We start from the raw sequence: 12730 nt of genomic DNA on the forward strand, positions 1-12730 counted from the left end.
ATATTGTTAAAATAACGGAAAGCAGGAGAAATTTATGTCAGATAAACAGAAGATAATAAATATTGCTGTAATAGCTCATGTAGATGCGGGAAAGTCTACTCTTGTAGATGCATTTCTCAATCAAAGCGGAGTTTTCAGAGATAACGAGCAGGTAGTTGACTGTGTCATGGACAGTGATGATATCGAAAGAGAAAGAGGGATAACTATTTATTCCAAGAACTGCTCTGTCATGCATGGGGATGTTAAGATAAATATCGTGGATACACCGGGACACGCCGATTTTTCGTCGGAAGTCGAACGTATTATAAAAACAGTGGATACTGTTATATTGCTGGTAGATTCAAGTGAGGGACCAATGCCTCAGACAAGATTCGTTCTTAAAAAATCGCTGGAACAAGGTATTAATCCAATACTTTTGATAAATAAGATTGATAAGAAAGATGCCCGTATAGATGAAGTGGTAGATGAAGTATATGAGTTGTTTATGGATTTGGAGGCTAATGATCAGCAGCTGGATTTTCCTATTTTATACGGTGTAGCAAGGCAGGGTATAGTGGTTTACGATCCTGACGATATTAGGGATATACATGTAGAGGGCGGAGAAAGCAAGATAAAGAAATCCGCAAAAGGCATGAATGGTTTTGATATCACACCTTTGTTCGAAACTATAATCAACCATGTAAAACCATATCCTGACTATAATGAAGAGCCTCTTCAGTTGCAAATATCAGCGCTGGCATATGACGACTATATAGGGAGACTGGGAATAGGACGTGTAACAAAGGGTATAGTGAAATCCGGAAGCACTATTGCTGTTGCAAGAGGCGATGGACAGATAGAGCAGAAAAAGATAAATCAGGTTTTTGTATATAGAGGGCTTAAGCGGGTGGCAGTGGATCAGGCTGAAGCCGGAGATATAGTCGTTGTTTCCGGCATACCTGACATTTCCATAGGAGAGACTATCTGTGATCCTTCAGATCCCCATCCTCTGGAGATGATTAAGATTGAAGAACCTACACTTTCTATGTATTTTATGGTCAACAAGTCCCCTTTTGCGGGAAAAGTAGGTAAATTTGTTACATCTAGGCATTTGAGAGAGCGTTTGGATAAAGAACTGGAAGTAAATGTAGGACTTAAAGTGGAAGAAACTGATTCCACTGACAGTTTCAAAGTTTCTGGAAGAGGAGAGCTTCATCTTTCCATATTGATAGAAAATATGAGAAGGGAAGGGTATGAGCTGGCAGTTTCAAAACCTGAAGTCATAATGCAAAGAGGTGAGAACAATAAGGTGCTTGAGCCTGTTGAAGAAGTAGTGCTTTCGGTGCCTGATGAATATTCCGGATCGGTCATTTCCAAGCTTAATCTCAGAAAAGGTATGATGCAGGAGATGAAAAGTGAAAATGGTTTCACAAGGCTGGAATATCTGGTGCCTACGAGAGGCCTTCTGGGGTACAGAAGTGAATTCATTAATGATACGAGAGGCGAGGGGACAATGGTCAGACGATTCGAAAAGTTTGACGAATATATGGGAGATATAGCGGGAAGAGTTAATGGTGTTGCCATAGCACAAGAAGAAGGCGTTTCTACACCGTATGCTATTTTTAATATAAGTGAAAGAGTACAGATGTTTATAGAGCCGGGGACAAAAGTATATGAAGGAATGATAATAGGTATGAACGCCCGGGGAGAAGACATGGTGGTCAATCCATGCAAAGTAAAAAAGGCAAGTAATATGAGGGCTGCGGGAAGCGATGAAAATATTAAACTTGCGCCTGCCAGAGTCTTTTCTCTTGAGGAGGCTCTTGAATTCATTGATGATGATGAGCTAGTAGAAATAGTTCCCGACGATATAAGACTCAGAAAAAAATATCTTAAAGAGTTGGAAAGAAGACGGCTCGGAAAGAAAATAAAAACGGAGGAATAATCTATGGATGAGCTTACGAGGGCCGAGAAAATTATCGGCAAGTTCTTTGAATCCGATAAACTGTGGGATCTGGCTGCCGTAATGATAAAACTTGCCGTAATGGTGCTGGCGGGATTGATAGTTCTGAAAATAATATTGAAAATAACACGTAAGGCGCTGGACAGAAGCAGTCTTGATGTGGTCTTGTATACATTTATAATAAACGCTATAAAAACAGTGGCTGTTATCATACTCATAACTATGTGTCTGGGACTTTTGGGAGTTCAGATGAGTACAATAATAGCAGTGATAGGCGCGGCAGGCGCGGCAATAGCCCTTGCTTTAAAGGATAGTCTTGCCAATATAGCAGGGGGCGTCATGATAATAGTGACGAAGCCTTTTAACAGAGATGATTATATAGATATAGGGAATGTATCGGGAAAAGTCAAGGACATTGATCTTTTTATAACTACTTTGATGACTTATGATAATAAGACGATAACTGTACCTAACGGACTGGTTAATACATCTATATTGATAAACCACAGCAAAGAGGATATAAGGCGTGTGGACTGTAAGTTCAACATTGGATATTCCAGCGATATTGTACTGGCTAAACAACTTATGAAAGATATTTGTGACAGAAGCGATATGGTTCTGGAGGATCCGGAACCTGTTATAGGAGTTTCTGATCATGGAGAAAGCGCAGTTATAATGGATCTTCTTGCATGGTGTCATACTGATGATTATTGGACTCTGAAGTATTTTCTCGAAGAAGAGGTGAAGCATGTCTTTGATGAAAACAATATAGCTATACCTTACCCTCAGATGGATATCCATATAGAGAAGAAGGATGATAAATAAGAGAAAAACGTTGTCCTGAAAACATTTTTCTGGAAGCAAATATGGTAAAATATACAATCATTGTGTTAAAGATTTGATAATGCCATAAAAATTATAAAAGAGAAGGAAAAACAGAAAAGTTATCTGTGCAATGGAAAAATGATGAAATATCTGGGGACTACAATAGACAGCGGAATATTCGAAAATCTGAGCAAATCTGATTATTTGCAAGCCTTTGAAGAGCTGAATGTGATCGGACAAAACATGAGAAGAGATGATGTTATATTCCGTGAAGGCGATGAAGTTAATAAAATATGTATCATTGACAGAGGAAGCGTAAGAGGTGAGAAGGCATATCCAAACGGAGAGCTTCATATAATACAGATTTACGATGAGGGATCTGTGTTCGGAATAGAGACAGCTGTATCCAGAAAGCGTACAGCTCCCATTGATTACATCTGCAATGAGGATAGTACGATTGTGTTTATTTCTTTAAAAAATATCAATAATTCAAGATTCAGCAAGCAGATATATGAAGTTCTTATGCAGCAGATGGCCAGCGATAATATTAAGAAGATGCACAAGATAGAGATACTTGCGGAAAAAGGACTGAGAAAAAGGATCCTGATGTATCTTGAAATACTCAGGACAAAAGCGGGTTCAGATACAGTAAGTGTTAAAATGAGCAGAGAACAATTGGCACAATATCTTTGTGTTAACAGGAGTGCCCTGTCTAATGAGCTTAATAAGATGAAGCGGGAAAAAATTATAGATTTTGAGAAAGATCAGTTTAGATTTCTGTGAAAATACCACAAAAACATCATAAATAATAAATATAGAGTGGAAAAAAATTGTGAAAAGTGATACAATAACACGATAGACATTTTATTTGTGTGCAAAAAATCAAGTGACTAAACATTATAAACGAGAGGAAAGGAGACTCGGAATATGAAGCAAGGCAGAAAGTTTAAACGAGTATTGGTAGCCAACCGAGGCGAAATAGCCATTAGAATATTCAGAGCCTGCAAAGAATTAGGAATAAGAAGTGTTGCAATTTATTCTGAAGAGGATAAAAACACATTATTCAGAACAAAAGCGGATGAAGCGTATCAGGTAGGGAGAGGAAAATCTCCGGTAGACGCTTATCTGGCGATAGATGAGATCATCGAACTTGCGAAAGCAAAAGGCGTTGATGCTATCCACCCGGGCTATGGTTTCTTGGCTGAAAATGTGGAGTTTGCCAAAGCATGTGAAGAAGAAGGAATCGTATTTATCGGACCTGATTACAACATGATGGACAATCTGGGAGATAAGGTAAAATCCAAGATAGTTGCAAACAAGGTGGGGGCACCTACTATACCGGGAATAACAGAAACTATCCCATCGGAAGAAGTGGCTCTTAAATTTGCAGAAGAATGTGGATATCCTGTAATGCTTAAGGCAGCTGCAGGCGGCGGCGGCAGAGGCATGAGAATTGTAAGAAGCAAGGAAGAAATGCCGGATCAGTTCAGAAGTGCCAAAAGCGAGGCTAAGAAAGCATTCGGTATTGATGATATTTTTATTGAGAAATATCTTGAAAGGCCAAAGCATATAGAGGTTCAAATCTTGGGAGACAGTTACGGCAATGTGGTACATTTATATGAACGTGACTGTTCAATACAGAGAAGGCATCAGAAAGTAGTGGAATTCACTCCTGCGCTTTCAATAACCGAAGAACAGCGGCAGAATATATGTTCTGATGCTTTGAAGATTGCAAAGGCAGTGAATTACAGAAGCGCCGGAACAGTTGAGTTTTTGGTGGATCACGAAGGAAATCACTATTTTATAGAGATGAATCCGAGGATACAGGTAGAACATACTGTTACAGAGATGACTACAGGTATAGATATTGTGCAGGCGCAGATCTTAATAGCCGAAGGATACAGTCTCGATTCAGATAAGATTAATATCAAAAGTCAGGAAGATATAAAGCCGAGAGGATATGCTATCCAGTGCAGGCTTACTACGGAGGATCCTATAAACGGTTTTGCACCCGATACAGGTGTTATTACCAAATACACAAGTGCCGGAGGATACGGAATAAGGCTTGATGCGGGCAATGCTTATGTGAATGCCAATATCTCGCCTTATTATGACAGCTTGCTGGTAAAAGTGACTTCATGGGCCAGAAGTTTTGAGGATGCTGCAAACAAAGTGAAGAGAGCACTAAAGGAGATGAAGATAACAGGTGTTAAGACAAACAGGACATTCCTGCTTAACGTGCTGAATCATCCTACTTTCAGAGCGGGAAACTGTGATACCGGATTCATTGCCGATAATCCTGAGCTTCTCAATATCATGGTTCGTGAAGATAAGGAATTGAAAGTCCTTACGTTCCTGGGAGAAAAGTTTGTAAACGGAAACAGAGGAATCAAGCCTCAGTTTGACGTTCCTGTTTTCCCGAGAATCAAGCAGGATGAAATAAATAAGCTGAGAGGCACCAAACAGATCCTGGATGAGAAAGGTCCTGAAGGTCTTGTTGAATGGATTAAAGATCAGAAAAGGCTGCTCATTACAGATACCACTATGAGAGACGCACAGCAGTCTTTGATGGCTACAAGAGTAAGAACAGTAGATATGGAGAAAATTGCTCCTGCGGTGGCATTATATGGACAGAATCTGTTTTCACTGGAAATGTGGGGCGGAGCTACGTTTGATACAGCTTACAGATTCCTAAAGGAATCACCATGGGAAAGACTTGAAACGCTCAGAGCCAAGATACCTAATATTATGTTCCAGATGCTTATAAGAGGAGCCAACGGCGTGGGATATAAGAATTACCCGGATAATGTAATAAGAAGATTCGTTAAAGAATCTGCAGCATCGGGTATAGACGTATTCAGAATTTTCGACTCGCTTAACTGGATACAGGGTATGGAAGTAGCTCTTGATGAAACTCTCAACCAGGGTAAAGTGGCAGAGGCATGTATCTGTTATACAGGAGATATTTTGGATTCAAGCAGAGATAAATACAATCTGGATTACTACGTAAGAATGGCGAAGGAACTGGAGAAGAGAGGAACTCATATACTTGGAATCAAGGATATGTCGGGACTTATCAAACCTGTTGCGGCCAAGAAGCTGATAGATGCTCTTAAGAATGAGATATCTATTCCTATTCATTTACATACTCATGATACGAGCGGAAACGGCGTTGCAGCTCTTATGATGGCGGGTGCGGCAGGAGTTGACATTATAGATGCAGCATTTAACAGTATGTCTGGACTTACAAGTCAGCCGGCTCTCAATTCTATCGTTGCAGCTATGGAAGGAACCAAAAGAGATACGGGTATTGAACCTGATGGTATTCAGAAGATATCTGATTACTGGGCGGCGGTAAGACCTGTATATAAAGAATTTGAATCCGACATGATGACGGGCTCTGCAGAGATATACAAATACGAGATGCCGGGAGGACAGTATTCCAACCTTAAGTCACAGGTTGAAAGCTTTGGCCTCGGTCACAAATTCAATGATGTTAAGGAAATGTATAAGGCAGTAAATGAAATGCTGGGAGATATCGTAAAGGTTACGCCTTCTTCAAAGGCTGTAGGAGATATGGCTATTTTCATGGTACAGAATGAGCTTACTCCTGAAAATATCTATGAAAAAGCAGCCAATATGGATTTCCCTGATTCAATAGTGTCATATTTTGAGGGTATGATGGGACAGCCTGAAGGCGGATTCCCTGAGAAGCTTCAGAAACTTGTGCTTCACGGAAAAGAACCGATTACATGCAGACCGGGAGAACTTCTGCCTGATGAGGATTTTGATGCGATAAAGAAAGATCTCAAGGAAAAGTATGGTTTGGAAGGAACAGAAAAAGAAGCGCTGAGTTATGCGTTATATCCTAAGGTATTTGAAGATTATCTCAAGAGTCTTGAAAAGGACGGTAATTTCAGACTTATGGGAAGCGATATATTCTTCCATGGACTTGCCGAAGGCGAAACTTGTGAAGTTAAGATTGCGGAAGGCAAGGAACTGGTGGTAAGACTTTCAGATATCAGAGAAACTGATGAAGAAGGTTTCAGAAATGTTGTGTTTGAAGTTAACGGCAACAGAAGTGCTGTAAAGATAAAGGATGAAGCGGCTAACATGGCAGGAGCAGCGTCACAGATAGTATATGCTGATGCAGATGATCCTACGGAAATAGGCGCCAATATCCCGGGAAATATCATTAAAGTACTTATAAATGAAGGTGATGAAGTTGATGAAAAACAGCCTATTGCCGTAATAGAAGCTATGAAGATGGAAACTAATATACTTGCTCCTATCAAGGGTGTGGTCGACAAGATTTACATAAAAGAAGGACAGCAGGTTAAAGCAGGCGAGCTTATCGCGAAGCTTAAGTAGATCGTTTTTTGCTGAATCAGATATGAGCAAAAACAAATGAAGAAAATCTGCTGCCCAAAGACGGCGGCAGATTTTCTGTATTATGTGGATATCAAAAGAGATATTCATTCAATGATAAAAACACCTCGCATATATTAAGAGTTTTGGTAAAAAATAATATCAAAATTATGCGAGGTTTTTTTTATGGATAAATATAATGAATTGATTAAAAAAATTAGAAGACAGGTTCCTGTCGGGGAAAGTTTTGACTTGCTGGAGAGGAAACTGAAAATAGGCGGGAAATCAGCCAGCATGTTCTTTGTTGACGGGCTGGTGGACGGAGGGATGATGCAGAGAGTTATATTCAGTTTATTTTCACTGAAACCTGAGCAGGTAGAAAATGCAAAAAATGCTCAGGAATTTCTTGAAAGCAATATGCCTTTTCTTGATGCCATGGTTACAGAGGATCTGCAGCAGGCTATAACTTTTCTTTATTCAGGTCTTGTTCCTTTGTTTATTTCAGGGTATGGCGGAATAATAATAATAGACTGCAGGAGTTACCCCTTAAGAGGAATAAACGAACCGTCAAAAGAAAAATCACTTAGAGGTTCCAAAGATGGGTTTGTAGAGTCCATGATGACAAATATAGCGCTTATAAGAAGGCGTATACGTGATAATAATCTTATATTCAAGATATATTCTGTGGGAAGCTTGACTAAGTCTGATGTTTCAATAGCGTATATGAAGGATAAAACCGACATGAGCATGGTAAAGAAACTTGACGGAGAACTTAAAAAACTTAAGATAGAAGGTCTTACGGTGACGGAACAAACTCTTGTGGAAAGGCTTATAGGCAAGAAGCTTGGAAGGTTCAATCCGTTTCCGAGGGTTAGATATACTCAGCGTCCTGACGTAATAGCAGCGCATGTCGAGGAAGGAAAGATAGCTATAATAGTTGATAATTCACCCACAGTTATTCTTGTTCCGGCAGGAATCTTTGACTTTGTGCAAGATGTGGATGATTATTATTTCCCTATGCTTACAGGCAATTATTTCAGAATGCTTCGTATAGCAAACATGTTGGTGATATTGTTTGCAACACCGGTATATCTGCTGTTTGCTGAGGGAGATATACCGGTGCATGAATCTATCAAATTTTTTATAACAGAAGAAGATTTTGCAATAAGTGTCTTCTGGCAGTTCATGCTTTTGGAACTGGCTATAGATGGATTGAAGCTTGCATCCTTAAATACACCTGAATCTTTAGGAATGTCACTGTCTGTAATAGGTGCACTCATATTAGGTGAGTTTTCTGTTTCATCGGGCTGGTTTATACCACAGACGATACTTTGCATGGCAGTTGTAGCTCTTGCCAGCTTTACACAGCCAAGTATAGAGCTTGGATACGGTATCAAATTTATAAGAGTTTTGATGCTCATAGGAGCTCATGTCTTTGGCTGGCCCGGCATGGCGGCGGCTTTTGTGCTGTCCATAATCGCAATGGCTACTACGAAAACAATCGTTGGAACATCGTATCTGTATCCCGTAATACCGTGGAATGGAAGTAAACTGAAGAAATTAATATTCAGAACCAAAAAATAACCTTTTGCATATAATACCGTAGCGATAATTGAAAGGTGGAATCAAAGAGCAATGGATACAAGGGAACTTTTTGCACGATTGGTGCAATGTGAGGCAGGAGGAGAAGGATATCCCGGAATGCAAGGCGTCGCAACGGTTATAATGAACAGAGCAACTATCACTTACGGAGAGTTTGCAAGGATAAATGAAGGAGGCAATATAAGGAATGTAATAGAGCAGCAGAATCAGTTTACCTGTATGAAAACTTCTGTGGGAGGAAGCTATAATCCTCAGAACGTTTATAACATGACTCCACTGCAGGAACATTATGATATAGTAGATTGGGCTATGCAGGGAGGCAAACTGGCAGGAGTAGATCATTCGCTGTTTTTCCATAACCCGTATAACCCTGTCTGCCCTACGTATTTTCCTACCAGGGTAGGTGTTATCCACAATAGGATAAACGACCACTGCTTTTACATTCCGACCGTTTATTATGCGCAGACTTAAATAAAGAGGTGATTAAATGGCTGTAGAACAAAATGTTGCCACACAGCTGGAGCGTTCTGATATGACTCAGGTAATGCAGAATACTGACAGAACAGAGGTTCCGCAGAGAGAAGAAGGGGATATCCCTATATCCGATATTACAGGTACAAACATACTTTCCACAGGGGATCTTGATCAAATTAATACATTCCCAATGATCTTCCCTAACAGTCCCGTATTCAGAGTACCGGCAAATCCGCTTTTGCCGGAGGAGTACAGTGAATTTTTAGATTACAATTCTCTTCAGTACTTAAATGGTTTTTTCAGGACACAGATCGGAAGATATGTCAGAGTGCAGCAGTTAGTGGGTTCCAATACTTTAGAGGATCATGAGGGATTTCTCATAGGAGTGGGGATCAATTACATCATATTGCAAGATTATGCTAACGGTAATATCAGGGTTCTGGATATTTACGGAATAAAGAGTATGTATGTTTATTATGCAGAGATTACGAATCCATACAGAAGCAGTACCGAATAAAATTTTTTAAACATTCGTGATACGACAAAGTTAACTCAAGAAGAAGCAAGTCTCGGAAAGCATACCGAATCAGGATGCTCCGGGGCTTGTTTTGCTGTATAATCAGATAAAGATAAATGAGATTAATCTATAGATCCGGAGAATCGGTGATTTCTTGCTTTTTAATATTGGGTAAGATATAATAAATAACATACTTGTAACTGCAGGAGGATCTGTTTTTTTTAATTGTGAGGAGATTTGATCCGGTAAGCACACAAAGAAAGATTTTTCTTTAATATAGCATTTACGATAACTGATGGAGGGAGTATGAAGGGACAAGATTGGAACAATTTAGGAAATGATTTAAACAGGATAATAGAAAATGCTGTGCATATGGGGAATTTCGGTCATCTTAATGAAAGCATAAATGATACGATCCGGGAAGCTTTTCCAGGATCAGGAGAAGAGTTCAGAAGTAATGATGGATGGGATTTTGACTTAAGCAAAAAGAAAGACAGGCAGCCGATAAAAAACAGTCAATGGAAAAGTAGCGACTTTAAGAGTGCCAATGATAAAAAGAACTCGGGAACTGGAACACGTGGAAGAGATTCATTTCGAAATACAGGACATCTTGATGTAAAGATCTTTGCCAGCGGCAGCAAGAGAAAGGCAGGGTCATTGGCAATGCTCATAGGAGGGGTATTGCTTGCGATATTTAGTCTGGTTCCTCTTGTCACGTTTATGTTAGGCGCTGTAATGCATATAGACAGTATGGGGATAGGATCTTCGATATTATTTATTCTGATGATTTTATCAGGCGGAATACTTATCACAAAAGGGATTTTGGGAATGCGGCTTGCATCACGATTTGACCAGCACATAAGAAGCCTCGGAGGGGATACTTATGCCGATGTAAAAAAGCTTTCTCTTTATTGTCACAGAACGGAGAAAGATGTTGTAAAAGAGCTGAAGAAAATGATGCGTAAAGGATGGTTTCTTCAGGGTCATTTTGACGACGGAGAAAAGTGTTTTATGGTGACCAATGAAGCGTATGAACAGTATCTTGATACTATGAAAAATGCAAAGATCAGAAAAGAGGAAACTCGAAGAAAAGCGGAAGAGGAAGCAAGGCGAAACGGAGGACTGACTCCTGAGGTCAGGGCTATAATAAAAAAAGGCAATGAGTACATAGAAAGTATACGAAAAAGTAATGATGCTATACCCGGCGATCAGATATCGGAGAAGATATACAGAATGGAGATGCTTGTGAGACGTATATTTCGTCAGACGGAGGCTCATCCTGAAAATGCTCAGGATCTCAGGAAACTGATGGAGTATTATCTTCCAATGACGGTAAAATTGCTGAAGGCATACGAAGAACTTGACGGACAGCCTGTCCAGGGAGAAAATATTTTAAAATCTAAAAATGAAATAGAAGGTACATTGGATACGTTGAATATTGCTTTTGAAAAACTGCTGGACAGTTTATTTCAGGATACGGCGTGGGATGTTTCCTCTGATATTTCAGTATTGCAGACTATGCTTGCACAGGAAGGGCTGACAGATGACGGCTTTATTAATAAGTAAACAGATTGGAGAGAAAAATGGATATGGAATTTAAAGAAGCATCGACACCTACGCTGACACTGGATCCTTTTAAGGAATCCGAGAAGGTGAATCCGGTGAAGGCTGCTGAACCGGAGGCTATGGATGACAATGTGCTGTCACTTGAAGAGCAAAAGATAGTAGATGATTTCGCGCAGCAAATTGATTTGGAAGATTCAGCGACGATACTTCAGTATGGAGCGGGAACTCAAAAGAAAATGGCTGATTTTTCAGAAACGGCTCTTGAAAAGGTCAAATCAAAGGACTTGGGAGAAGTAGGAGACCTTCTTACAGGTGTTGTAACGGAACTTAAGGGATTTGATACTACAGAGGAAAAGGGCTTGTTTGGCTTTTTTAAAAAAGGAAAGAATAAGATCGAGGCTCTTAAGGCAAGATATGCCAAGGTTGAAACTAATGTTGAAAGTATATGTAAAGTGTTGGAGAATCATCAAGTACAGCTTTTAAAAGATATTGCGGTTCTTGATAAGATGTATGATGCCAATTTGACATATTTTAAAGAACTGACCATGTATATTCTTGCCGGGAAAAAGAAGCTTGCGCAAATTAATGCAGGGCAGCTTGCCGAGATGACGCAGAAAGCTAAAGTAAGTGGTCTTCCCGAAGATGTGCAGGCTGCAAAAGACCTTGAATCAAAATGTCAGCGTTTCGAAAAGAAACTATATGATCTGGAACTGACAAGAACGATATCAATACAAACTGCTCCTCAGATAAGAATGGTACAGGGCAATGATACGATGATGGTAGAGAAGATACAGTCTACTCTTGTAAACACTATACCTTTATGGAAGAGTCAAATGGTTCTTGCTCTTGGAGTTGCGCATTCAGGGGAAGCTGTGAAAGCTCAGAGAGAAGTTACTGATATGACTAACGAGCTTCTTAGAAAGAATGCTGAAACTTTGAAAATGGCAACTGTAGATACTGCCAGAGAAACAGAAAGGGGAATAGTTGATATAGAAACTCTTCAGCATACTAATGAAACCCTGATATCAACCCTTGATGAGGTGATGACGATACAGCAGGAAGGCCGTCAGAAAAGGGCAGAGGCTGAGACGGAACTGAGAAAAATGGAAAATGAGCTTAAAAATAAACTTCTGGAAGTTGTGGAGAATAAATAAGTCAGTTGTGGCATACAGTAAAAAATTGTTGACACACACATAAATTTATGATATTTTTAATGAAAATAGTAAACCGATGAAGCGGAGATCAAAGCAATAATGCACCCACAGAGAGTCTGGGATGGTGAGAGCCGGACGGAAAAGCAGATTGCCAAATGGACCGCTGAGGGCGCAGTCAAAGGCCGGAAGACAATTATACGGAGGCTGAGTATTCTGCGACGTAGGACATACGTCAGTTGTCAGGAATATGTTGGTATTCCGTAGAGAAGCATGGGTCATACC

The 12730-nt window shown here is 39.9% G+C and carries 9 protein-coding genes; all 9 read left to right on the plus strand.

The window, feature by feature from the left end; translation table 11 throughout:
- The first annotated feature begins 34 nt into the window (after window positions 1–34).
- Entirely contained in the window at window positions 35–1924 is a 1890-nt protein-coding gene (gene typA, locus H8692_RS07730) for a translational GTPase TypA (RefSeq protein WP_187525377.1), read from the plus strand.
- A gap of 3 nt (window positions 1925–1927) precedes the next feature.
- Window positions 1928–2767 (plus strand): mechanosensitive ion channel family protein, encoded by an 840-nt coding sequence (locus H8692_RS07735; RefSeq protein ID WP_187525378.1) that lies wholly within the window; start codon window positions 1928–1930, stop codon window positions 2765–2767.
- Window positions 2768–2905: 138 nt separating this feature from the next.
- Complete coding sequence (locus tag H8692_RS07740; protein WP_187525379.1) at window positions 2906–3550, plus strand: Crp/Fnr family transcriptional regulator; 645 nt, start codon at window positions 2906–2908, stop codon at window positions 3548–3550.
- 144 nt (window positions 3551–3694) lie between these two features.
- Window positions 3695–7138 carry a pyruvate carboxylase gene (locus H8692_RS07745; protein ID WP_177267924.1) on the plus strand — a complete coding sequence of 1148 codons (3444 nt, stop codon included), beginning with the start codon at window positions 3695–3697 and terminating at the stop codon, window positions 7136–7138.
- Between the two features lie 183 nt (window positions 7139–7321).
- The gene (locus H8692_RS07750) at window positions 7322–8719 is read left to right on the plus strand and encodes a spore germination protein (protein WP_177267923.1); all 1398 of its coding nucleotides are present in this window, start codon (window positions 7322–7324) and stop codon (window positions 8717–8719) included.
- A 51-nt stretch (window positions 8720–8770) separates the two neighbouring features.
- Window positions 8771–9208 carry a cell wall hydrolase gene (locus tag H8692_RS07755; protein ID WP_177267921.1) on the plus strand — a complete coding sequence of 146 codons (438 nt, stop codon included), beginning with the start codon at window positions 8771–8773 and terminating at the stop codon, window positions 9206–9208.
- Window positions 9209–9224: 16 nt separating this feature from the next.
- Window positions 9225–9728 (plus strand): hypothetical protein, encoded by a 504-nt coding sequence (locus tag H8692_RS07760; protein WP_177267919.1) that lies wholly within the window; start codon window positions 9225–9227, stop codon window positions 9726–9728.
- Window positions 9729–10034: 306 nt separating this feature from the next.
- Complete coding sequence (locus tag H8692_RS07765) at window positions 10035–11294, plus strand: 5-bromo-4-chloroindolyl phosphate hydrolysis family protein (protein ID WP_187525380.1); 1260 nt, start codon at window positions 10035–10037, stop codon at window positions 11292–11294.
- Window positions 11295–11311: 17 nt separating this feature from the next.
- Window positions 11312–12448 carry a toxic anion resistance protein gene (locus tag H8692_RS07770; RefSeq protein WP_187525381.1) on the plus strand — a complete coding sequence of 379 codons (1137 nt, stop codon included), beginning with the start codon at window positions 11312–11314 and terminating at the stop codon, window positions 12446–12448.
- Window positions 12449–12730 lie beyond the last annotated feature (282 nt).

Origin of the sequence: Lentihominibacter hominis (genome assembly GCF_014385065.1) — a bacterium.
GTDB classification, from domain to species: domain Bacteria; phylum Bacillota; class Clostridia; order Peptostreptococcales; family Anaerovoracaceae; genus Lentihominibacter; species Lentihominibacter hominis.